Raw genomic sequence first — 25,381 nt, 5'->3', positions numbered from 1 at the left:
ATATAAAATTGCTATATTTGTACATTCAAAGAGTTGTATAAATTCTTGAAAAACACAAACAAATGAAAAAAAATTTACTCACATTATCTTTGGTAGGAGTGTGCACATTCTTGAATGCACAGCTTACTTACGTAGGAAACGGTGCTTTGGTCCATATTCAGGATAAGGCATTGGTTTACAGTGGAGGTGGTGTAAAACTTGATGGAAACGCTAAAGTAAATACCATAGGAGACTTTATGGTCGTTACCCCTTCTCAAAGTTTTGAAGTTGCTCCAACTGCTGATTTTCGTTTACAATATTCTTCTCCTTCTGTTTATGGTCAATTGTATATTAAAGGTATGCCTCAAGCCAATATTACAGGTAAGGTAAACAAAGAATATGTAGATGTAAAACACGGAAATACAGGAAGACAGCAAGTTGCACTTCCTTTCTATAATTATTCAATTACTGATTTACAAGCTTCATTACCACATATTAATGTGGCTAATTCTGCCTTAACTGTAACAGGCAGATTTAATAAAAGATCAGTTTTTAAATGGAATAATACCACCGCTGCTTTTGATCAATTAACTACTACTCTTACTCCAACTGTAGTAGGAAAACCAACAGATTATTACATCTTGTCTAGAAGATTGTATGACGGAACCGAAGTTTGGAATCCAACGTTAGTTGCAGAAAATCCAAATGCAAATCTGCAAGGATATGTACCTTCTAGTGCATCTGATTTATACTCAGCGAACTCTATGAAAAAAATCTTCAAAGGAGTTCCAGTGTCTGATTTAAATACTGCAGATACAGAAGTTACACTTGCGGGAGCTTTCAGTGGAAGTTTTGGAACAAATGGTGCTGCAAGAAATGCATATAATGAGATTTATAACACTTATGTAGATGATCCTTTTGTAACCACAAAATGGAGTGCCGATTATGGTAAAAATCTTTATCAGCATGGGAATCCTTATTTAACTAATATAGATTTATCATTAGTGAAAAAAGGAACTGCAGCAACTGATGATGAAAATGCGATTTCTAATTTAAATGGTATCTCTTATTATACGTCTGGTATAGAAAATTCTTTTCCAGCTGGGTCTACTTATACTTCTACTTCAGCAGTTGTTAGAACTTTTGACTCTGCAGGAAATGTAAACGGAGGTCTTGCAAATGATTTGGTAATAAAGCCTATGCAAGAATTTATGATTAAGCTATCAGACAATACTTCTCAAACTTTAAAATTTTCAAAAACAAGAAGATTTGCTCAAACAGCAAGACCTGAAGCTACTCCTTATTCTGTAACCGCTAGAGTAAGTAATGCACCAGTAGTTACCAAGCAGTTAGGTGTAGTATTGTATGATGCTAATGATACTGAAATAGGAAGAACATTTTATATAGTAAATAATGAAGCAGTTTCTGGATTCTCTCCTGAAAATGCTAGAATGCAAGCTACTACAGGTTCTACTTCTATTTACACTAAGGAAGAACAAGTTTCTGGAGGTGCAGATGTAAATGCTAATTATAATTTATTTATCAATGAAGCAAATGAAGTAGATTTTTCAGGAAAAGAAATTCCTTTGGTTGTTAATAATGCGAATGCGGCTAAATTAAAATTCTTCCTAATTGAAGGAGGTAAATTGGTGGAAGATAAAGGAAATTTATCAAACGGAAAATCTTTTTATTACAGTAACAATGGTACATTAACCAAAATTAAAAGTGGCGATACATTTTCTTTAGCGAATACCAACTTTACTTACGGTTTATTCTATGAACAACCAGCAGGAGTTCTTGGTACTTCTGAACTTTTAAAAGGACAAACTATAGTAGCTAAAAAAGATCAAGGATATGTAGTAAGATTTAATAAAAATTGGAAACAAGCAGATATAGAAGTTTATTCTTCTGTAGGTCAATTATTACATTCTGCAAAAAAAGTTTCTACATATGATGATTATAAACTACCTTTAGATAATGTTACTAATGGAGTTTATATCGTAAAAATTAAGTCTAATGATGGAGAAATAGTAACCAAGAAAGTAATAAAATAAAAACACAAGTCATGAGAAGCACAATGAAAAAATTATTTATAAGCTTTAGCTTTTTTCTTGGTACCATGCTAGCTTTGGCCCAAGTTGTTCCACCACCTCCGCCAGAACCGGAGTCTGGAGATATTGGAGGTCCTGCAACTCCGATTGATAATTACATTGTTGTATTACTTTTAGTGGCATTATTTGTAATTGCTTATACGCACAGAAAATTAAAAATGAATAATATATAAAATGTAAAAAAAACTCACTACTCGTGAGTTTTTTTTTATCTTTATTGCATGAAAAGAAAACTGTTACAAACCACACTTTTATTACTAAGTTATTTTGCTTCAGCTCAGTTTACCATTAAGGTAGAATCTCCAAAAGATTTTTCATTTAATGAAGCTTATCTTTATATTGTCAATGGCTCTAAAGATATTTTAATTGACAAAGCCGAGAAAAAAAATAATACTTGGCTATTTCAGGTTAAAAATAGCTATTTAGGATTATTAAAAGTTTATTTTCCACAGGCTAATACTTCTTTAAACCTGGTTTCAGAGAATAAAAATGTAGACCTTAAGTTTTCGGTTAAAAATAATAAAGTACAGCAGATAGATTATTATGACGAAGTCAATAATATATTTTATAGTATTCAAGACCAACAGAAAAAAAGAGAACAAATTCTACCAGCACTCTATCAAATACAAAATTTTTATAAAGAAAACTCAGATTTTGGTGTTGCACTAAAAAATGAAGTTTCTAACTTAAGTGCAGACATTGTTTTTGATTCGGACAAGCATCCTTTCTTAAGTTATTATTTCAAAACCTATCAAAATTTTTTACAAGAATCTGTTGGTAAAAAGAATCCTACAAACGATGAGATCATCTCTTTTTTAAATAATACACAAAACTATTTAGAAACTTCTTCTTTGCTCAAACCTATTCTCATGGTTTTTTTAAGCAATACAAGCAGGTCAAGTTTAGGCGATGAAGTAGATAAATTACTTACTGCAGTAAATGTAGAAACGCCTCGTGGACAAACAATACTTTCGGAATTAATTGAAATTTTTAATGTTTACAGTATTAAAGATTTAAAAGAAAAATATCTTACAGAAGCTAAAAATTTAAAATGTACCATTAATGATAGATTAGCCAATACTATAAAATCTAATGCGAATACAGAAATTGGAAAGATTATTCCCAATAATACTTTCTTAAATCCTGTAAATACTAAAGTGAAATCTCTTCACGACGTGAAAGCCGATAAAAAGATTATCATATTGTGGTCTTCTACTTGTTCTCACTGCGAAAAAGAAATTGGCGAAATGGTGCTTCAGTATAATAAATTGAAAGAAAAAAATATAGAAGTAGTAGGCCTTTCTTTAGATTCTGATGCGAAATCTTATTCAGATAAAGTAAAAATGCTGCCTTGGATTAATGATACAGAACTCAAAGGTTGGTACAGCAGTTATGTAGATACTTATAATGTTCATGCAACACCAACTTTCTATATCGTAGATGCTAAGAATAAGATTATCGCTAACCCAGATAACTTTTCTGAAATTTTAGAATTATTACAGCTAAAATAATTTGTAGACTTTAAAATTATTTATATATTTGCACCACGAAAAACGGCGAGGTAGCTCAGGTGGTTAGAGCGTTGGATTCATAACCCAAAGGTCACGGGTTCAAATCCCGTCTTCGCTACAAGTTAAGCAATAAATATCTAGAATATTTATTGCTTTTTTTTTGGTTATAAATTATTATTATTTCTCTAATTTTCACACTGAAAATTATCATAGAGTTTCTTTTATTACAATTTTTAGTGAATATAAAAATCTTAATGCTTCATAACGAATAAATGATAAAATTAGTTGAAAAAAGATGTAAAAAATTTTGTTAGTATAAAAGAAATATGTACTTTTACACCGCTTTCAATGAGCTATCGCTCGAAGGCAATAAATTTTTTTTCATCATTTGTGTTTTTAGAATCACATCCTAGGATGTGATTCTTTTTTTATGCCTTTCTTCGTTCGTGTAACACAAGTAAATCAATGAAATAAGAGTAAGTAACGCTTCCTTCTTGTTGGTTTGATTTTAGGAAAATATCATTGGTGAAATAGAATATTTCGGTAATAAAAGAATCATTTTTTTCTTTGAATAATTGCTCGTTTTTTAAATCACTTTTCACTTCTTTAGAAAGGAATAAAGTTGCTTGAGCAGCAAACTCTGGGTTAGTATTTCGCAATGCGTTTACCAAACTTTTAGTTGCATATAAATAAGCACTGTATTTGAGTTCAGAATTGTTAGAGTTTTCACAAATGAGAAAGCCTATAAAATTAGCTTCTTGTTCCCTTGCAAAACCTAATTGATGCGCACTTTCATGAGACAAAGTGAAAGGAATGTAAGTGTGCGGTAACTCCACATTATACTGTGATTCTGTGGTAAATGGATTGTAATAGCCAAGAATTCCGGTATAGCTTATCATTGGATTAAATAAGCTCGCTTTAAAGTTGTCAATATTTGACGTTTTAAATGGATAATATTCTTCTGGTAAGCATTTTTGAGAATGAAGTATGCTTGACTTTAATACTTCAATATTTTTAATTTTGAATACATGCTTTGTTTCAATTCTTTTTCTTTCTTGATTCGTTAATGCTATGTATTTTAAAGTAAGTTTTTCTAATTCTTTGGTGGAGATTTCTACTTTATTTTTGTCATAAAGAGGTCCTTGGAAATACTGCATTCCCCAAGAAATTTGATAAATAAAATAAGAGATATTTAGTATAATCAATAAAACGCTAAAGTTTCTACCCTTAATGCTTTTGATAATAAAAAGTAAAAAGAAAAAGATGAAAATAATATAAAAGACATCTCCAACAGAAAATATAAAATGAGAGAAAAGTTCATTTTGAATTTCTTTTTTGAATTGAAAAAAAGCAGCGAATTGCTGAACGATTATTTCGTTTTTTGAAAAGATATAGAATAAAAGAAATTGGGCAAACAATAAGCCTGCCCAAAATAACGATTGTTTATTTTTTAAAAATTTTACCATACTAAAGCGCTTGCTCCAAGAATTGCAGCATCTGCTTCTTGTAAGTCACTGTACAAAATTTTAACTTTATTTTTGAAAACTTGTAATAAGTTGTCTTCCATAGCTTGTCTGGTTGGCTTCATGATAAGGTCACCAGCTTTGGTTAATCCACCGAAAAGTACAATGGCTTCTGGTGCAGAAAAATGCACGAAAGTAGCTAAAGCTTCTCCTAAAATTTGACCTGTAAATTCGAAAACTTCATTGGCTAGAGAATCTCCTTGTTCTGCGCATTTAAATACGGTTTCACTGGTCAATTCATTGATAGGATAATTTTCTAATAAACTAGGAGAGTGCTGAGTTTCTTGTAATAATTCAATAGCGGTATCTCTTACACCTGTTGCAGATGCATAAGCTTCTAAAGAACCTTTAAGTCCAGTTCCTTTGTGCTCTCTACCACCATTTCTTACAATTACGTGACCTAATTCTCCCGCAAAACCGTTATGTCCTAAAACGATTTTTCCATCAATAATGATTCCGCTTCCTACTCCAGTTCCTAAAGTAATGGTGATAAAGTTTTTCATTCCTTTAGCAGCACCATATTGCATTTCTCCTACTGCAGCAGCATTAGCATCATTCGTTAATTTAGCTGGAATTTTAAATTTCTGTTCTAGAAGTTCAGCCATAGGAATAATGCCTTTCCATTTTAGGTTGGCAGCATATTCTATAGTTCCTTGATAGTAATTAGCATTAGGAGCGCCCATTCCTATTCCTACGAATGCTTCTGGACCACCATATTGCTCAATCATAGGATTAAGTTTTTCTGCTAAATCATCTATAAAAGCTTCTACATTTTCATGTTCATTGGTTTTAATTCTGTCTTGAACTAGAATTTCCCCTTTTTTATTTACGATACCGAATTTGGTGTTGGTACCACCTACATCGATACCAATTGCATATTTTTCTTTCATGTTAGTCAACTTTAATGTCTTTATTTACGTTTTTGCTTCCTACTAATGCATAGAATAGCATATAAGTAATGCCTATAACTACTACCCAATAACTCTGTACATATCCGAAGATATCTGCGGCGTAACCTTGAACTGCAGGAATAATTCCTCCACCACAAACCATCACCATGAAAATACCAGATGCAGCTGCGGTATATTTTCCTAATCCTTCTGTAGCTAAGTTAAAGATTCCTCCCCACATTACAGAAGTACATAATCCGCATAATACCAATAGCATAATACTTACCGGAACTTGAGCTAATCCGAAAGAAATATCAGATTGGAAAACAGGCATACTTACCATTTGGTCTTTTGGTAAGAAGATTGCTAAAAGTACAAATACTAATCCTAGAACTGCTGCGAAACTTAACATTGATTTACTAGAAAATTTAGAACCCAAAACTCCTCCAGTTAATCTTCCTACTAACATTAAGAACCAATATGTTCCTACTACAGTTCCTGCAGTGGTAGCATTGATTTGTAAATCGCCAGTCATGTAAAGATTTGCGATATTAGGGATTCCTACTTCTACACCTACATATACGAAAATTGCAATCGCTCCTAGTACGAAATGTCTGAATGAAAGTGGGCTGTGTGTATTTTTTTCTGTGCTTTTCTCTGCTACAATGTGTGGCTCTGGAATGCTCATAGAATATAGTACGATAAATGCCAAAACAAAAATTCCTATTGCTAAGAATAATGCTGGATTAGCATCTGAAATAGTAGCTTTAGCTACATCTCCCATTAAATAACCTACTAATACTGGAACGATGGTAGCTCCCATAGAGTTTAATGTACCACCGAATTGTAATAACTGGTTACCTCTTTTTCCTTCTCCGCCTAAAGTATTTAGCATAGGGTTTACTACAGTATTTAGCATACACATAGAGAAACCACCTACAAATGCTCCGATTAAATAAACGGCAAAACTTTCGATTTTACCAGAGAAGAAAGTAATTGCTACACCAGCAATACCTACCAAAATTGCAGTAAGAGCAGTTTTTTTATAACCAATTTTTTGCAGCATTAACCCTGCAGGAATTCCCATGAAAGCATAGGCGAGAAAATTGGCAAAATTACCTAATTGTGAAAGTAAATTACTAGCCTGAAATTGGTTTTTTACAATTACTCCCATCGGGTTTTGTAAACCTGTAACGAAGGCAATCATAAAAAAGAGTGCAAACATCATTGCAATCGGTAAAGCATAGCTTTGTTTGTTTTGGTTAGTGTCCATATTTTTGTTTTTTAATTTATTTTATAAATCCTGAGCAGAAATTATGCTAACAAATATATTGCTATTTTCTCGAAATGATACAATAGTGATTTTAATTATTTTGAAGGGTAAATTTAATAAGATTATGTGAAACTTCTTTCAATTCCTGTATGTTTTTTGTTGGCTCTAAAATCTCATTAAAATAAATTTTAATTTTTCCTGGATAGCCTTTTCCATGGTCAAAAGGAAACATTTCCTTTAATCCTACAATCGTAAAAACAGCAAGAGGAGACTGGTGTTTGTTAGATAAAATAAAAGCTCCATCTTTAAATTTGTCTAGAATGACAGACGTGTCATCTGGAACGCCTCCTTCTGGAAAAATCACAATGCTGTCTCCTTCTTCCATACGTTCTGCGCATCTTTCATAGACTTCTGCTCTGCTTTTGGGCGAACTTCTGTCTACCATTACACAGATTCTTTTGTAGATAGTACCGAAAATAGGAATTTTCACCAATTCCTTTTTGCCAACAAAACAAATAGGATGATGAGGAAATAATAAAACCGGAATAAAAATATCCACAATAGAAGTGTGATTGGCAATAATAACATATTGTTGGTTTCTGTCAATTTTTTTTTGGGTCTGATTAATGAGTTCATATCTGAATCCCATACCGTAAAAAACACCTTTACACCAAAGTCTCACGAAAAAATAAGCATATTTATAGTGTTCTTTTTTTATGGAGAGCAAATAAACAGGAATAAAGAATAAAATCAGTAAAATTCCAGCGAGTAAAACCATCCAGCCTCGCCAAAGATAATTAAGTGCTCTTTTCATGTTTTTAACCATTAAAAATTACGTTTTTCTTAATCGAATAATTAAGGATAGAAACCAATCCAATGGCAGCGATTTTACTTAAAATCTGTGGACTGAAGGTATAAATAATCATATCTAGATTATCTCTAAAGATGGTATTGTAGAATAATTGGAAAAATAGTAAACTCAATATGGTAGAGAAAAAAGAAATCACCATAAAATAAGCAAATTCCCTTTTTTTAGAGTGCTTCCCGCGTTCGAAGACAAACCAAATGCTTAAAAAATAATTGAAAACGATGCCACAAGTAGTAGATAATATGTTGCTCAACGGAAAATGAATTCCGTGAAAATTAGTCTCACTTGAAAAAAAAATAGGGATATTAACACTGAATAATTTAAAACTCCCAATTTCTACAATCGCACTTAAACCTCCCGCAATAATAAAAAATAGAACTTGCTTTTGTTTTAATAAAAGTTGTTTCATAAAATTTTCTTACTACAAATTTAAACTTAAATGTTAAAGTTTAATAAATTATCATTAATTATTTTTTTATAACAAAAAAATATATAATTTAGTATAACAAAATAGGCCATCAAAACCTGATAAAAAATTCATTTTCAATTATATATGAAAGTGATTTTTTTGTCTTGACACTAGATTGTTCATTGATATTTACCACACCAAATCAAAAAGTAAAAGTATGAAAACACCGAGACCATACAGAAAATTTCAGTATAAGCAAGAGAAAATTAAGGACTTAGAAGAGCACAATCCACGCTTCAAAAGAATCTACTCAGAATTCGAGAATCTCTCAGACGAAATATGGGACATAGAAACTGGAGATAGAGCTTCTGTGCCAGATGATTTTATGTTTGCCCTTAAATTACAGACTCATTATTTAGAAGATGAAATAGACCATTGGCTAGACCTAAAAGATGAGGAAAGCATAGAATAAAAAAGATTTTCCTAATTTAGCAATTTAAACGCTTTGTGTATGATTGCAATTGTTGACGGTGGTTCTACAAAATGTGACTGGGTAATTCTAGATCATTCTGGTAAGATTTCTCAAAAGACCGAAACACTCGGTTTTAATCCAAATATTATTAATGCAGATTTGATTCCTCAAGAAATTGAGAAGAATCAGCATCTGTATTTCCTGAAAGAACATTTAAAAGAAATTTATTTTTACGGTTCTGGTTGCGGAACTCCAGAAAATGCGGCTTTGGTAGAAGTTAATTTACAAAAAGCATTTCCACATGCCAAGGTAATTGTAAAAGAAGATATGACGGCTGCTGCTTATGCAGCTTACAATGGTAAACCTGCAATTGTTTGTATTCTAGGAACGGGTTCTAATTCATGTTTTTTTGATGGAGAAACCGTAAGAAGAGATTTGCCATCATTAGGTTTTTTAATTGGCGACGAAGGAAGTGGTTCTGCGCTTGGTAAACAATTGTTGCGCAAGTTTTTCATGAAAAAATTGCCCAAAGATTTACACGAAGATTTCATGGCAACCTATCATCTTACTATAGAAGATGCCATCAGAAATATGTATCACAATCCTAGAGCTAATGCTTATCTCGCAGAATTTAATAAATTTGTAGTCCTCAAAAAATCACATCCATATTTTCAAAATATGATATTTGATGAGATGAAAAATTTCTTTGAATATCAAGTGCTTCCTTATGATGAAGCCAGAGAAGCAGAGATTAACTTTATTGGTTCTATCGCTTTTGTGTACGAAGATATTTTGAGATCTGCCGCCGCAGAACTTAATCTTACCGTAGGAAAAATTGTACAAAGACCTATAGAAAGCCTAGTAGAGTATCATAAAAAATACATTTTCAATCAAGAGGAATAAAAAATATTTCCTCTTCTTTTTTTTAATATAGAATTTACTTTTAATTAAATTTTTAAAAATTTATGTCAAATAAAACGCATAGAGATCAAGAGCAATTTAGAAACGCAGCACTTGATTATCACAGAAATGAACCTAAAGGAAAAATAGAAGTCATTCCCTCTAAACCTCACTCTTCGCAGAGAGATTTATCATTAGCTTATTCACCAGGTGTTGCAGAACCTTGTTTAGAAATCGAAAAAAATCCTTCTACTATATATGAATATACCACCAAAGGAAACTTAGTTGCTGTAATTTCAAACGGAACTGCTGTTTTAGGATTGGGAGACATCGGTGCAGAAGCTTCTAAGCCAGTAATGGAAGGAAAAGGATTATTGTTTAAAATCTTTGCAGATATCAATGTTTTCGATATTGAGATTAACGAAAAAGATCCAGACAAATTTATAGAAATCGTTAAAGGAATTTCGCCCACTTTTGGAGGAATCAATTTAGAAGATATCAAAGCGCCAGAAGCTTTCTACATAGAACAAAGACTGAAAGAAGAGCTAAATATTCCTTTGATGCATGATGACCAACACGGAACTGCCATCATTTCTGCAGCAGCATTAATTAATGCTTTAGAATTGGCAGATAAAAAAATAGATGAGGTGAAAATGGTGGTAAATGGAGCAGGAGCAGCAGCAATTGCTTGTACCAAATTATACATTGCGCTAGGTCTTAAAAAAGAAAACGTATTGATGTGTGATTCTAAAGGAGTAATTAATCATAAGAGAGAAAATCTTACTCCAGAAAAATTAGATTTTATAGCACAAACAGATATTTCTACGTTAGAACAAGCTTTAGAAGGAGCAGATGTTTTTGTTGGTTTGTCTAAAGGAGATGTAATGACTGCAAAAATGCTTCGTTCAATGGCGGAAAATCCTGTGGTTTTTGCTTTGGCAAATCCTACTCCAGAGATTGATTATAATCTTGCCATTGCAACCAGACCAGATGTTATTATGGCAACGGGAAGAAGTGATTTCCCTAATCAGGTGAATAACGTTCTTGGTTTCCCATATATTTTCAGAGGTGCATTAGATGTACAAGCTACTGGAATTAATGAAGAAATGAAATTGGCTGCTGTAAAAGCAATCGCAGAATTAGCAAAAGAGCCGGTTCCTGAAATGGTGAAATTGGCTTACAATGTTAAAAATATAGGATTTGGTAGAGAATATTTCATTCCAAAACCATTTGATAATAGACTATTAACCAAAGTTTCCATTGCCGTAGCAAAAGCGGCGATGGAAAGCGGAATTTCTAGAAAACCGATTGTCGATTTTGAAGAATATGAAAATCAGTTGCTGGACAGAATGGGTAGAGATGAAAAACTCATTAGAATGATGCAAAACAGAGCACGTTCTAATCCAAAACGTGTTACGCTAGGAAATGCTGAAGAATATAATGTATTGAAGGCTGCACAAATTCTTTATGAAGAAGGAATTGCTCATCCTATTTTATTAGGAGAGAAAAAATTCATCAAAGAACAAATGGAAAAATTCGGAATTCATTTAGACGTTCCAATTGTAGATCCGATGGATGATGACCAAGACGAAAATCGTAAAAAATATAGAGAAACTCTTTGGAGACTTCGCAATAGAAAAGGTGTAAATGAATATATTGCCAAAAGATTGGTAAGAAACAGAGATTATTTTGGACCATTGATGTTGCAACATGGTGACACAGATGCACTCATTGTAGGATATTCTAAAAATTACAGAACTGTTCTGAGACCTGTTTTAGAAATTATAGAAAAAGCAAAGGGAGTAGATAAAATTGCTTCTATGATGATGATTTTATCAGATAAAAAGCCTTATTTCTTTGCTGATACTTCTATCCATGTAAATCCTACACCAGAAGAAATGGCCAACATTGCAAAAATGGCAGAATATGCAATTAAATCTTTCGCTATTCAACCAAGAATTGCCATGCTTTCTTATGAAAACTTCTCAGCCAATTCTGAGACGTCTAAAAAAGTAGCAAAAGCAGTAAATATTCTACATCAAAAATATCCAGATATGATTGTAGATGGAGAGTTTCAGCCAGATTTTGCGATGAGTGCAGACCATCTTCAGGATTATCCTTTCTCAAAATTAGGAAAAACTCCTGCCAATACTTTTATCTTCCCGAATCTAGAAAGTGCAAATCTTTCTTATAAAATTATCAGAGGAATGAAAGTAGCACAAGTAGTAGGGCCTATTTTATTAGGGCTAAAACAACCCGTACACGTTTTACAAATGCGAGCAAGTGTAGATGAAATTGTAAACTTGGCAACTATAGCCGTTTTAGATGCTCAAATGCGCGAAAACGATTAACTATAAAACCCCTCCAAATTTTTGGAGGGGTTTGTTTATAGGTGAATTTTTAATTTTTTATTCTATTTCCAAAACTGTAAGATAATATCCATTTACCGTTTTTATATTTATAGACATTAAACTCATTTTTATAAAAAGTCTTAATTTGAATCAAAGCTTCCTGGTTGTCTCTTATAAAAAGCGGCGTTGAAATTTGTAATATGTTATTGTCTTTAATTTCAGTTATTTTGCTTTTAGATTTGTAATTTTTCCAATTTATCTGAGGAGCGTATTTTTTAGCTTTATAATATAAACTAAAATCTTCTTCTTTAACTTCTTTCATTGTGAACTTGAAGTTTTCATCATTTTTTAATGAATCGGTCAATTCTGGAGTAAAACTCCATGCATAAATATTCATTTTTTCATATTCTTGGTCATCCACAATTTCCTTAAAAATTCCTTGCGTATTTTTTAGAAGATAAAGAGAATGTAATAATCAAAATAATTATATTCTTCATTAAAGTTTATTTCAAAAATAAAACCGTTTTTATAATTTAAATATATAAAGCCTACGCATACATTCCTTCAATCAAGGCTTTGAATTTTTCTAGAATAATTTTACGTTTTATTTTTAGGGTTGGAGTAATTTCTCCACGTTCTATGGTAAATTCTTCTGGTAAAAGTTTGAATTTTTTAATTTTTTCAAAACTTGCAAATTCCTTTTGAATATCGTTCACTACTTTTTCAAAAGTTTCTTTAATGAAAGGCGTTTCCAGTAATTTTTTCTTCTCTTCAATATTCAGAGAAAGGTAATTTTTAAATTCCTCGTATTTTTCCATCAAGGTTTCAAAATTTGGAACAATCACCGCAGAAACATAAGGTTTTCCTTCGGCAATTACCATTGCTTGAGCAATATAAGGATTGCTTTGTAATGGGATTTCTATACTTTGTGGTGCAATGTATTTTCCGTTAGAAGTTTTCATTAAATCCTTAATTCTATCGGTAATGTAGAGATTTCCTTCTTCGTCTATTCTACCAGCATCACCCGTTCTGAAATATCCATCTTCTGTGAAAACTTTAGCCGTTTCCTCTTCATTTTTGTAGTATCCTTTCATCACACCTTGGTATTTTACCAAGATTTCATCATCTGCTCCTATTTTAATTTCTACACCTGGTAGAGCTTTTCCTACGCTTCCGTACACATAATTTTTCGGAGGAAGTGCAGTAACTGTAGCGGTGGTTTCGGTAAGTCCATATCCTACAATCACAGGTAAACCAATGGCTGCAAAAAATTCTGAAATTTCTTTTTTCAGCATCGCTCCACCACAAGGTAAAAACGAAAGATTTCCGCCTAATTCATTTTTAATTTTTCTGAAAACCAATTTGTCAAAGAAACTAAACTGCAATTGTAAACCAAACGGAACTTTAGCGCCAGTTCTTTTTTTATCAGATACTTTAGCGCCTACTTCCAAAGCTTTTTTGAAAAGTTTTTGTTTCGTAGGCGAAGAAGCTTCTATTTTTTTAACTAAAGTTTGATATACTTTTTCGTAGAATCTTGGTACGGCACACATTGCAGTTGGGTGAACATGTTTCAGCGTGTTCAAGATATTTTTTGGGTCTTCTAAAATGGCAACTTCACCACCTTGAGAAAGCACGAAAAGAGACCAGCTTCTTTCGAAAATGTGACTTAATGGTAAAAAAGCCAAAGATTTCATGTCGTACAAATTGTCGAAACTGAAAAATTCTTTGTGTGCCACAACTACCGCTTTGAAACCACCATGTGTAAGCATCACACCTTTCGGAATTCCTGTAGTTCCAGAAGTGTAAAGAATGGTTGCCAAATCTTCATCGGTAATTTCGATGAGGTTTCTTTCCGTAGCAAAATGCTTGATGAAATCTGGGAAATAGGTAATGTTTTCGGCTTCATCTTTTATGACGTGAGAAGTGAAAATATGTAATTTTTTACCCAAATGTTTTTCGGCACTTTTCAGAATTTCAAGTTGAGGCGTGTCTCCCACCAAAATATGTTGCATTTCGGTTTGCTTGATGATATATTCGGTTTGGTCATAATTATTGGTAGCGTAAATGGGAATGGTAATCGCCCCCAACATTTGCACGGCAACGTCAAAAATAATCCAATCTTTAGAATTTTGAGAAAAAACACCTACACAATCTCCTTTTTTTACGTCTAGAGTATGCAATCCGTTTGCAGTTTGGCAAACCATTGCCCAGAATTTTTTCCAGGTAAGAATCTCTATTTCGTCACCGTTTCTAAAGCTAAGAGCGGTTTTTTGTGGGAATTTTTTGGTGTTTTCTTCTAAAAGCTGAAGTAGGTTTTTCATTGGTATATATGGGGATTTTATGAATTGAATTTTCTCCAAAATTAAACAATATATAAGAATGATGACAATAAAATTTAGTTTATTATCTTTGAAGTTTATTTTAAATAGATTTGAAGATAAATTTATAGATTCCGTAGGAATCTTATCTGTGTAGAAGAATATTGCTAATTAAGGGGCGCTCCGTAGGAGCGCTATCTTAAAAATAATAAAAACTAAAACCATAAACATGCCCAATACTTATTCGCAAATTTATATTCAAGTGGTTTTTGCTACGAAAGAAAGAGAAACGCTAATAGAAGATAAAAATAGACAAGAAATAGAAAAATATATTACAGGAATATTGACCAATAAAGGTCAAAAATTAATAGCTATTTATGCTAATCCAGATCATTTACATTTGTTTTTTAGTTATAAAAATTTGAAAATAACTATTCCTGAGTTAGTGAAAATTATTAAATCAGAATCTACTAAATTCATTAATGATAAAAGGTTAAGTTTTGGTAAATTTGCTTGGCAAGAAAGTTATGGTGCTTTTTCTTATGCTAAAAGTCAAAAAGATGCGGTAACTCAATATATATTAAATCAAAAAAATCATCATCAAAAGAGAAGTTTCAGAGAAGAATATTTAGATTTTCTAGAAAAATTTGATATCAATTATGATGAAAAATATTTGTTTGAATTTTATGATAAATTAGAATAAAAAGATAGCGCTCCTACGGAGCGCCCCCAATAAAAATATTAAAAATTAACTACACAGATAAGATTCCTATGGAATCAAATTAAAAAACTATGATTTTTTCATTAAAAGGTATTGTTCAAGAACTTACTCCTACCTATGTGGTGATAGAGGTAAATGGAGTGGGTTATTATGTAGGCATTTCTTTGCAAACGTCTCAGAGACTTTCTTTAGGGAAAGAAGTTTTTCTTTTTACACAGCAAATCATCAGAGAAGACGCACATTTGCTTTTTGGGTTTTATACCAAAGAAGAAAAAGAAATGTTTAATCTCTTAATTTCTGTAAACGGAGTAGGTGCAGTTTCTGCGCTTATTTTGCTTTCTTCATTAGATCTTAAAGACATTGCACAAGCGATTCTCAATAAAAATTCTGCGCTGCTCCAAAAAGTAAAAGGAATTGGAGCTAAAACCGCTGAAAGAATTATCGTAGATTTACGAGATAAGGTAGAAAAATTCGGGGTTTCTGCGGAGAACATTTCTGCTTTTGCAGACAATAAAGTGAAAGAAGAATCGTTATCTGCTTTAGAAGTTTTAGGGATTCCTAAAAAGATGAGCGAGAAGATTGCCGATAGAATTTTAAAACAAAATCCAGATTTGCAAACTGAAGAGTTGGTGAAGCAAATTCTAAAAATGATATAAACACAAGTGAAGAAAACTTTTCCTCTGCATAAAATCTATTTTTCGATTGTATTTCTATGTTTTTCTGCGCTATTTTTTGCACAGCAAAAGCCTTCAGATACAGCCAATATTTCTATAAGGAAAGATTATGCCTTGCCCAATCCTACGAGATACGAAGCGTTCTATGATGTAAAAACGGGGATGTATTATCTCTACCCAAAAATTGGAAACACAGTAACTGGAGCGCCCATTGTTCTTACTCCAAAAGAATATTCTACTTATACACTGAATAATAGTCTCAAAGATTATTATCAACAAAAAGCTTTTGGCGGAAATCTCTACAAAGAAGATAAAAAAGAAGCCGAAAAGAAAGGCTTAATTCAAAGTGTGACCATCAAAAATAAAATTTTTGAAACCATTTTTGGGAGCAATAAAATAGAATTGATTCCGAATGGTTTTGCGAGTTTTGATTTAGGAGGTTTGCACCAAAAAATTGAAAATCCATTAATTCTTCCTCAAAACAGAAGCAATTTTGCGATTAATATTCAGCAGAGAATTCAGCTAGGGGTTTTAGGGAAAGTTGGAGAAAATCTTCAACTCAAAGCCAATTATGACACGCAGTCTGGTTTTGCATTCGAAAACAGAATGAATCTCGTTTGGCAAGCCAAAGGAACGTGGAGAGATTTACAAAATCAAGCCATCAGTGAAGCAAAAAATCCACTAAAAGGTGGCGAGGATAAAATTATAAAAAGAGTAGAATTCGGTAATGTGAATATGCCACTTTCTACCAATTTAATCAGAGGTTCTGAATCTCTTTTTGGTTTGAAAACCGAATTCCAATTAGGGAAAACCTACGGAACTTTGGTGTTTTCTCAGCAACAAGGTGAAGCTAGAAATATTGTAGTTCAAGGTGGTGGTGTAATGCAAACCTTCAAAATAAATGCCTATGATTACGAAGATAATCAGCACTATTTTTTAGGCCAATATTTCTTAAATAATTATGACAACGCTTTAGCCAATTATCCTTTAATCAATTCTAGAATTTCGATTACACGATTAGAACTTTGGGTTTTAGACCAAGGTTCTGGTAATTTGCAAGAGCAGAAAAGTATTCTCGGAATTAGAGATTTGGGTGAAGGTGGAAGTTTTCCAGATAATTCTAATTTAGGCGTTTATAATGCAGTAGCCAATCTTGGAGGAATAAGAGATGTAAACCAAACCTACAACGCGATTAACAATCAATCACTTCCGAATACTACTGGTGACCCCAATTATAAAGACGGCGAACATTTTATCTTTAATAGAAAAGCAAAAAGATTAAATCCTGCTGAATATACCTTTAATCCTCAAGTGGGTTATATTTCTTTGAATCAAAGATTAAATGACAATCAACTTTTGGCGGCGTCTTTTTCTTATACCGTTTCTGGCGACAGCAAAGTCTATAAAGTAGGGGAGTTTTCCGAAGAAAGTCCAGTGGTTATAACCAAATTATTAAAACCGAATGTTTCCGTAAAAACCACTTCACCGATGTGGAATTTAATGATGAAAAACGTGTATTCATTAAATGCCAATCAAATTGACTCGCAAAATTTCCTATTAAACGTTTTATATCGTGATAATGACAGCGGTGGAAAAGTAAATTATTTGCCTGGAACACCTGTTGCAGACCAAAATTTATTGAAATTATTCAATTGGGATAGACTGAATGTGAATAATGACATTCAGAACAATACGAATGGTCAACAAGGAGACGGTTTGTTTGATTTTGTACAAGGAATTACGGTAGATGCACAAAACGGAAGAGTAATGTTTACCAAAGCTCAACCTTTTGGTAATTACTTAGAATCTGTTTTAGGAAGCAATGACCCGAAATTTGTTTTCAATGAATTGTATACCCAACAAAAGCAAGTCGCTTCTGAAAATAATTTAGCACTTAGATACACCATCGAAGGTAGATATAAAGGTTCGCAGGGAACAGGAATTTCTCTAGGAGCGATAAATGTTCCACGTGGTTCTGTAAAAGTAACTGCGAATGGAGTTGTGCTTACAGAAGGAGTAGATTATACCGTAGATTATATGTTGGGGCAAGTTACCATTATCAATGAAATGGTAAAACAATCTGGTCAAGCCATCAACGTGAGTTTGGAAAACCAATTAACCTTTAACACACAGAGAAAAAGATTTTTAGGATTAAATCTCGAGAGAAAATTTAATGAAAATCTTACCATTGGTGCAACTGTGGTGAATTATTCAGAAACACCACTCACTCAAAAAGTACAGACAGGTTTTGAAGCGGTGAATAACACGATGGCTGGTTTTAATTTAATGTATAATAACCAATCGCAGTTTTTAACCAGACTTACAGATAAAATTCCGTTTGTCAATACAGAAGCACCTTCTAATATTAATTTGAAATTAGAAGGAGCTTATCTTATTCCAGGTCAAAATAAAGGAATTAATGATGAATCTTACATTGATGATTTTGAACAAACCACTTCTAAAATTTCTTTAAAAGAACCTGCAGTTTGGAGTTTAGCATCTAAACCTGAAATCGGTTTCGGAAGCTCTAATAATAATGACTTAACCAATGGATACGGAAGAGGTTTACTATCTTGGTATAATATAGACCCAAGATTTTATGGAGTTGGTGGTAAAGCACCAAATGGAATTAACGCTGAAGCACTTTCTAATCACGCTTCCAGAAGAGTTCAGATGATAGAACTCTTTAACAATAGAGATTTCGTAGCAGGTGAACAAACCTTCACCAATACTTTTGATATTACGTATTATCCTAAAGAAAGAGGTCCGTATAACTTAAATCAAAATGCAGAAATTCCATCACAAAGATGGGCTGGTTTAATGAGACCTATTACCGTTTCTAACTTCAGAAGCTCTAATATAGAATATGTAGAATTTTGGATGATGGATCCTTATGCAGACGGTAAAATGTTAGGAACTGCTCCTAAATTAATGTTGCAATTAGGAAACGTTTCGGAAGATATTTTGAAAGATGGAAAACTGCAATATGAAAATGGTTTGCCTACACCCAATACTCCAGCGAAAACTTCTTCTACCAATTGGGGAACTCAGCCAGACCAATTCCCAGTTTTATATGCTTTCGGTACAGAAAACGAAGAAAGAACAGCTCAAGATGTAGGTTTTGATGGATTGGATAATATGGCAGAAGCTACAGCTTTCAATACCAATTTTATCAATCCAGTAAAAAATGAGCCAGACCCAGCTGCAGATGATTTTGTATTTTATCTTTCTAATCAGTTTCAGGGAGCATTAGCTTCATCTATGATTGAGCGTTATAAATATTTTAGAAACCCAGATGGAAACTCTCAGTCGAATTCTTTAGAAGTTTCTTCTCAAACTCCAGATGCAGAAGATGTAAATAAAGATTATAACCTAGACCAAAGCGAAAATTACAATCAGTATGATATTAATTTAGCACAAAGCGAATTGGTTTTAGGAAGAAATAATATTGTAGATGTAAAAGAAGTAGAAGTGAAATTCCAAAACGGACAAACTTCTAAAAACAAATGGTTCTTATTCAGAATTCCAGTTGCCAATTATAATTCTTCTACCGAAACTTCTGGTGCAGACCAAATCTTAAACAACGTAAGATTTGCCAGAATGATGCTTACAGGTTTTGATGAAACCGCTACCATTAGATTCGGAACTTTAGACTTGGTAAGAAGTGAATGGAGAAAATATGGAAAAGGAATTGCTTCAAATAGAGTAGATGATCAGAACCAATTTGAAGGAACAGGAACTATAGATAATTCTAAATTTGATGTAGGAAGTGTAAACTTAGAAGAAAATGCATTGGGAACTCCACCTTATGTATTGCCTCCAGGAATTGAGAGACAAGTTCTCAGCGGAAATGCAGGTGCTCAAAGACAAAACGAAGCTTCTCTTTATATGAAAACCAACCTTCCGAATGGTGAAGCAAGAGGTGTTTTCAAAAATATCGCTTTAGATATGAGAAGATTCCAAAATTTAGAATTATTTGTTCACGCTGAGGATTTAATTGGCAAAGGTTCTAATCTTGATAAATCTGCGAAATTCTTCATCAGATTCGGTAGTGATGCTACAGATAACTACTATGAATATGAAGCTTCGCTGAAATATACCGCTCCGAATGCAACTTCTCCGCTTGATATTTGGCCAAATGAAAACACCGTGAGATTAGCGATTCAGGATTTTGTAGATTTAAAAATCTTGAGAGATAAAAATTCTACGGTGACCAACGAAAGATTTACTTCGGCAGATTTTGGCGATGAAAATAAAGCATTCTACGTAAAAGGTAGACCAAGTTTAGGAAATATTACCACCATGATGATTGGGGTGAGAAATAATGATGAGGTAGATAAAAATCTTATTCTTTGGGTGAATGAAATCAGACTTTCAGGTATAGAAAATAAAGGTGGTTATGCAGGAAATGCAAATCTTAATTTTAATTTAGGAGATTTTGCTACCGTAAATGCAAGTGGAGCTTATTCTACGATTGGTTTTGGATTCATTAACCAAAAACCTGCGGAACGTTCACAGACTACCAACTCGGCTTTTGGTATCAATACGATGGTGAATGTAGATAAATTCTTACCAGAAAAGTTAGGATTGAAGATTCCGGTGAATTATTCTTATTCTCAAACCATAGAAGATCCTAAGTACAATCCACTAAATGACGATGTGGAATTTAACAAAGATCCAAAGAAAGATGAACTGAAAAAAGTAGCAAGAACGTATACACAACAAAGAAGTATTGGGGTGCTCAATATGAGAAAGGAAAGAATGAATCCTAATAAAAAACCAAAATTTTATGACGTAGAAAACTTGTCTATCACCTTAATTTATAATGATGACAAGTACAGAGATGTTTATACTAAAGACAATTACAGACAATATTTAAGAGGAAATATAGATTATAGTTTTAATTTTAAACCTTGGAATCTTAAACCATTTAATAAAATTGTAAGCGATACCGCGAAGTCTTATCCTTATCTGAAATGGGCAAAAGAAATTAATTTTAACATAGTTCCGACAAGAGTTTCTTTCAGAACAGAGTTAGACAGAAATTATAATGAACTAGAATTTAGAAATATTGATGCGTTGCTCAATGGAAATTCTTCTGCGGATTTTGATGTGATTAAAAACCGAAACTTCTTCTTCGGATGGCAATATAACGTAGGATTTAATTTAACCAAATCCCTCAAATTAGATATTTCATCAGCAACCAGAACGATTAATGACCAATTGGATATTCAAACCTTTGACAGAAGTTCTATTTTCCAAAATGTTTTCCAGAAAGGAAGACCAGTTCTTTATAACCACAGAATTCAGTTGAGTTACAGATTACCATTCGAAAATTTACCGTATTTAGATTTTGTAAATACAGAAATTGGTTACGGCGTACAGTACAATTGGAGCGCTCGTTCTACAGCAATGGTAGATACTAATGGAGTAAAATTGGGGAACTTGGCACAGAATACCAATAATATTAATGTAACTGGAGGTGCAGATTTTAATAGTTTCTTCAATAAGTTTAAATATTTTAGAAAAGTAAATGATAAAATGAATGCCAGAAAATCTGAAATAGATTCTCTGAACAATGTTTATACTCAGAATTTCTTGAAAAAAGCAAGGAAAAAAGCATTCAAATCTTATACTTATAAAAATAAATTGACGCCTACTCAAGCTTTTGCTTATGCTTTAACGGCGATAAAACAATTAGATTTTAATTATACTGAAAATAATGGAACGGTTTTACCAGGATTATTGTCTTCTCCTAATTTCTATGGATATGGAAAAGGAATTGGCGGTCCAACTTTTGGATTCTTGTTGGGTTCTCAAGCAGACATCAGAAGATATGCCATAGAAAACAGTTGGATTTCTTCTTCGGAATACATGACGGAAGCTTATTCTCAGATGACTACCAGAAATCTTACTGGGAATATTCAGATACAGCCAATCAATGATTTTAGAATAGATGTGAGTTTTACCAAAAATTACATGAAAAATTTAATGCATGGTAATTTTAATGTAGATGCGATTAGCAGTACGCCTCAGTTCGATTTTTCTTTCGCAAGTGAAATGATTACGTTTACCAATTCTAATATTCTCTTGAAAACAAGTTTTGGAAGCGACAATATTTACGAAAAAATCATAGAAAACACTAAGACGATTTCTCAAATGTATGGAACACCACAAGCTGATGGTTATGCCGAACATTACAGTAAAGCCAATGCTTATGTATTGATTCCAGCTTTCCAGGCAGCTATAGAAGGTAAATCTCCAACGAAAAATAACAATTTAGAAAAATCTAAATTCCCAATGCCAAACTGGAGAATTACTTATTCGGGAATTAAAAACATACCTTTTATTAATAGTCAGTTTGCTAAGTTTGATATTCTTCATGCCTATACTTCTACTTATACCGCGACTGGAATTCAGAAAAGTGTAGACTATTATAATAAGAATGTAAATCCGGGAGCGCCTCAATATGATATTAATAATGATGTGTATAATCCTTATACATTTAATACGATTGGTTACGTAGAAGATTTCTCTCCACTTTTAGGAGCAGATGTTACCATGAGAAATAATATGCAGTTCCGTTTACAATATAATAAGAACAGAATGTATACACTCGGTTTGGTAAATCATACTTTAACCGAAGATTTAGGTTCTGAATATGTTTTTGGTTTTGGATATATTTTAAAAGATTTAAAAATCAAAGTTAGATATCAAGGAAAAGAAAAAAATCTGAAAAGTGATTTAAATGTAAGAGCAGATTTTTCATTGAGAGATAATCAAACCAGAATCACCAATATATTATTAGATGATTCACAGATTACCGGAGGTCAAAGATTAATGAGCGTAAAAGTTTCGGCAGATTATAACATCTCTCAGAACTTTAATTTAAGATTCTTCTATGATCAATTAATGACCAAGTATAAAATTTCTACAGCATTTCCACTTTCTACGGTTAGAGCTGGTATTACGGCAACCTTTAATTTTGGAGGAGGTCAAGGTTTCTAAATACACATATAATATATAATAGTATATAAAATAGAATAGAATCAAATTTATTTGGTTCTATTTTTTTTAGAAAAAACTTTTTTGCAACCTCCATATAATTTCATTAATTTTGGGAAAAATAAATTTAGAAATGAACACACCATCAGAATTAAAGTACACCAAAGATCACGAATGGGTAAAACTAGAAGGAAACGTAGCTACAGTTGGAATCACTGATTTCGCACAAAGCGAATTAGGAGACATCGTTTTTGTAGATGTAGATACTGTAGACGATGATTTAAATTCGGGAGAAGTATTCGGTAGCGTAGAAGCTGTAAAAACTGTTTCAGATTTATATTTACCAGTTTCAGGTAAAGTAATAGAGTTTAATGAAGAGTTAGAAGGTGAACCAGAATTGGTAAACACAGACCCATACGGAAAAGGATGGATTGTAAAAGTAGAACTTTCAGAAGGTGCAGACCAATCAGAATTGCTAACTGCAGAACAGTACCAAGAACTCATTGGATAAGATAACTCACATATTTAGATATTACGTATTGCCCATTTATTGGGCAATACTCACATATATGCTCCTCAAACCTGGAGTAGAAAACAAAGAATATTGGTTTATGTTTTCGGGAATTGATAAATTATTACATATTTCAATATTCGCCCTATTAGGATTTGTTTTCAGAATAAGTTTTCCTAGAATGCGATTCTTTACCTTTTTCTTAATCATGTTTATCTATGGATTAGGTACAGAAATACTACAAAGAGAAATGCATTTAGGAAGAAGTATGGAATTGTTAGACCTTATTGCAGATTTATTAGGAGTATTGATGGGGTATTTTACTTATCAAAAAATAAAAAATTATTACTTCTAAAATTCTAGAATCCCCAATAATACTTAGAGGTCATACTATATATTATAGTAAATTAGGCGTATTTGCTCATTGTGAATAACTTTAAAAATGAGTGTAAGTTGTTTAATATCAGAAAGATGTTTTCCCCAATTTAAACAGCTGTATAGTTTTTTGTAGAAAAAATTTGCATTGTATTTATTTATCGTCATACTTTTGCATCACCAAAATAACGGTAGCGCAGGAGCTAATTAAGAAAATAAAGACGAGACGAGAACATGAAAATATTTGAAAAAAATATTTGGAAGTTTAGAAAAAAGCGTTACCTTTGCAGTCCCTTAAATGAGGGAGCGCAGAAGAGTAAAGTTTTTTTTGAGAGAGATAAATTAAGTTAAGCTAACGAAGTAAATAGTGCGACTGACGGTCTTGAAAAAATATCAAAAAAAGTTTTGTTGATTAAAAAATAATTAATACTTTTGCACTCGCAAATCAGAAACGAAAGATGACAGAAAAGTTTTCTGAGGTGCGAAAGAAAAAGAGATCTTTGAAATACAATATAACAACCAAGTAAAAAAAATAAACCAAAGCGAAGTCAACTTTGAGTGAGTCAGACAAACATACAATGGAGAGTTTGATCCTGGCTCAGGATGAACGCTAGCGGGAGGCCTAACACATGCAAGCCGAGCGGTATTGTTTCTTCGGAAATGAGAGAGCGGCGTACGGGTGCGGAACACGTGTGCAACCTGCCTTTATCTGGGGGATAGCCTTTCGAAAGGAAGATTAATACTCCATAATATATTGAACGGCATCGTTTAATATTGAAAGCTCCGGCGGATAGAGATGGGCACGCGCAAGATTAGCTAGTTGGTGAGGTAACGGCTCACCAAGGCGATGATCTTTAGGGGGCCTGAGAGGGTGATCCCCCACACTGGTACTGAGACACGGACCAGACTCCTACGGGAGGCAGCAGTGAGGAATATTGGTCAATGGGTGCAAGCCTGAACCAGCCATCCCGCGTGAAGGACGACTGCCCTATGGGTTGTAAACTTCTTTTGTATAGGGATAAACCTACCCTCGTGAGGGTAGCTGAAGGTACTATACGAATAAGCACCGGCTAACTCCGTGCCAGCAGCCGCGGTAATACGGAGGGTGCAAGCGTTATCCGGATTTATTGGGTTTAAAGGGTCCGTAGGCGGACTTATAAGTCAGTGGTGAAAGCCTGTCGCTTAACGATAGAACTGCCATTGATACTGTAAGTCTTGAGTATATTTGAGGTGGCTGGAATAAGTAGTGTAGCGGTGAAATGCATAGATATTACTTAGAACACCAATTGCGAAGGCAGGTTACCAAGATATAACTGACGCTGAGGGACGAAAGCGTGGGGAGCGAACAGGATTAGATACCCTGGTAGTCCACGCCGTAAACGATGCTAACTCGTTTTTGGGGCTTCGGCTTCAGAGACCAAGCGAAAGTGATAAGTTAGCCACCTGGGGAGTACGCTCGCAAGAGTGAAACTCAAAGGAATTGACGGGGG

At 33.1% G+C, this 25,381-nt stretch carries 18 protein-coding genes, 1 tRNA gene and 1 rRNA gene (1 of these 20 cut by a window edge); 13 read left to right on the top strand and 7 right to left on the bottom strand.

What is annotated here, in order from left to right; translation table 11 throughout:
• The first annotated feature begins 62 nt into the window (after positions 1–62).
• The 4 genes from KKQ76_RS08795 to KKQ76_RS08780 all read left to right on the top strand — a co-directional run bounded on the left by KKQ76_RS08795 (position 63) and on the right by KKQ76_RS08780 (position 3,719).
• Positions 63–2,033, top strand: a complete 1,971-nt coding sequence (locus KKQ76_RS08795; RefSeq protein ID WP_213196795.1) for a T9SS type A sorting domain-containing protein — start codon at positions 63–65, stop codon at positions 2,031–2,033.
• Between the two features lie 11 nt (positions 2,034–2,044).
• Positions 2,045–2,263 (top strand): hypothetical protein, encoded by a 219-nt coding sequence (locus KKQ76_RS08790; RefSeq protein ID WP_213196794.1) that lies wholly within the window; start codon positions 2,045–2,047, stop codon positions 2,261–2,263.
• Positions 2,264–2,311: 48 nt separating this feature from the next.
• The gene (locus KKQ76_RS08785; protein WP_213196793.1) at positions 2,312–3,601 is read left to right on the top strand and encodes a TlpA family protein disulfide reductase; all 1,290 of its coding nucleotides are present in this window, start codon (positions 2,312–2,314) and stop codon (positions 3,599–3,601) included.
• Positions 3,602–3,645: 44 nt separating this feature from the next.
• Positions 3,646–3,719: transfer RNA gene (locus tag KKQ76_RS08780), tRNA-Met, on the top strand.
• 310 nt (positions 3,720–4,029) lie between these two features.
• Here the strand turns inward: KKQ76_RS08780 and KKQ76_RS08775 are convergent.
• The 5 genes from KKQ76_RS08775 to KKQ76_RS08755 form a co-directional block, all read right to left on the bottom strand.
• Positions 4,030–5,067, bottom strand: coding sequence for a DUF3810 domain-containing protein (locus KKQ76_RS08775; RefSeq protein WP_213196792.1), 1,038 nt, complete (start codon positions 5,065–5,067; stop codon positions 4,030–4,032).
• Positions 5,061–6,014 (bottom strand): ROK family protein, encoded by a 954-nt coding sequence (locus tag KKQ76_RS08770; RefSeq protein ID WP_213196791.1) that lies wholly within the window; start codon positions 6,012–6,014, stop codon positions 5,061–5,063. Before KKQ76_RS08770 ends, KKQ76_RS08775 begins: the two co-directional genes overlap by 7 nt.
• Position 6,015: 1 nt before the next feature.
• Positions 6,016–7,287, bottom strand: a complete 1,272-nt coding sequence (locus tag KKQ76_RS08765) for an MFS transporter (RefSeq protein ID WP_213196790.1) — start codon at positions 7,285–7,287, stop codon at positions 6,016–6,018.
• Positions 7,288–7,378: 91 nt separating this feature from the next.
• Positions 7,379–8,101 (bottom strand): lysophospholipid acyltransferase family protein, encoded by a 723-nt coding sequence (locus KKQ76_RS08760; RefSeq protein WP_213196789.1) that lies wholly within the window; start codon positions 8,099–8,101, stop codon positions 7,379–7,381.
• 4 nt (positions 8,102–8,105) lie between these two features.
• The gene (locus tag KKQ76_RS08755) at positions 8,106–8,564 is read right to left on the bottom strand and encodes a GtrA family protein (protein ID WP_069797940.1); all 459 of its coding nucleotides are present in this window, start codon (positions 8,562–8,564) and stop codon (positions 8,106–8,108) included.
• 217 nt (positions 8,565–8,781) lie between these two features.
• Between KKQ76_RS08755 and KKQ76_RS08750 the strand changes: the two genes are divergently transcribed.
• The 3 genes from KKQ76_RS08750 to KKQ76_RS08740 all read left to right on the top strand — a co-directional run bounded on the left by KKQ76_RS08750 (position 8,782) and on the right by KKQ76_RS08740 (position 12,287).
• Positions 8,782–9,036: a hypothetical protein gene (locus KKQ76_RS08750; protein WP_104793981.1), complete on the top strand. Its 255-nt coding sequence runs from the start codon at positions 8,782–8,784 to the stop codon at positions 9,034–9,036.
• A 39-nt stretch (positions 9,037–9,075) separates the two neighbouring features.
• The gene (locus tag KKQ76_RS08745; RefSeq protein WP_213196788.1) at positions 9,076–9,939 is read left to right on the top strand and encodes a BadF/BadG/BcrA/BcrD ATPase family protein; all 864 of its coding nucleotides are present in this window, start codon (positions 9,076–9,078) and stop codon (positions 9,937–9,939) included.
• 62 nt (positions 9,940–10,001) lie between these two features.
• Entirely contained in the window at positions 10,002–12,287 is a 2,286-nt protein-coding gene (locus tag KKQ76_RS08740; RefSeq protein WP_213196787.1) for an NADP-dependent malic enzyme, read from the top strand.
• Positions 12,288–12,336: 49 nt separating this feature from the next.
• Here the strand turns inward: KKQ76_RS08740 and KKQ76_RS08735 are convergent, their stop codons facing one another.
• Entirely contained in the window at positions 12,337–12,708 is a 372-nt protein-coding gene (locus tag KKQ76_RS08735; protein WP_213196786.1) for a hypothetical protein, read from the bottom strand.
• A 127-nt stretch (positions 12,709–12,835) separates the two neighbouring features.
• A complete protein-coding gene (locus tag KKQ76_RS08730) occupies positions 12,836–14,608 on the bottom strand; it encodes an AMP-dependent synthetase/ligase (RefSeq protein ID WP_213196785.1) in 1,773 nt (590 codons plus the stop codon).
• Positions 14,609–14,834: 226 nt separating this feature from the next.
• Here KKQ76_RS08730 and tnpA point away from each other — a divergent pair, with 226 nt between their 5' ends.
• The 6 genes from tnpA to KKQ76_RS08700 form a co-directional block, all read left to right on the top strand.
• A complete protein-coding gene (gene tnpA / locus KKQ76_RS08725; RefSeq protein ID WP_213196784.1) occupies positions 14,835–15,308 on the top strand; it encodes an IS200/IS605 family transposase in 474 nt (157 codons plus the stop codon).
• Positions 15,309–15,397: 89 nt separating this feature from the next.
• Positions 15,398–15,982: a Holliday junction branch migration protein RuvA gene (ruvA, locus tag KKQ76_RS08720; RefSeq protein ID WP_104793969.1), complete on the top strand. Its 585-nt coding sequence runs from the start codon at positions 15,398–15,400 to the stop codon at positions 15,980–15,982.
• Between the two features lie 6 nt (positions 15,983–15,988).
• A complete protein-coding gene (gene sov / locus KKQ76_RS08715; protein ID WP_213196783.1) occupies positions 15,989–23,008 on the top strand; it encodes a T9SS outer membrane translocon Sov/SprA in 7,020 nt (2,339 codons plus the stop codon).
• Positions 23,009–23,138: 130 nt separating this feature from the next.
• On the top strand, positions 23,139–23,516 hold the full coding sequence (gene gcvH / locus KKQ76_RS08710; protein WP_213196782.1) for a glycine cleavage system protein GcvH: 378 nt from the start codon (positions 23,139–23,141) through the stop codon (positions 23,514–23,516).
• Between the two features lie 58 nt (positions 23,517–23,574).
• Positions 23,575–23,871, top strand: a complete 297-nt coding sequence (locus KKQ76_RS08705; protein ID WP_246501374.1) for a VanZ family protein — start codon at positions 23,575–23,577, stop codon at positions 23,869–23,871.
• Between the two features lie 595 nt (positions 23,872–24,466).
• Positions 24,467–25,381, top strand: a 16S ribosomal RNA gene (locus tag KKQ76_RS08700); it runs 602 nt beyond the window's last position.

Source organism: Cloacibacterium caeni, from assembly GCF_907163105.1.
Classification (GTDB): Bacteria; Bacteroidota; Bacteroidia; order Flavobacteriales; family Weeksellaceae; genus Cloacibacterium; species Cloacibacterium caeni_A.
This window is presented reverse-complemented; position numbering and strand designations above follow the sequence as displayed.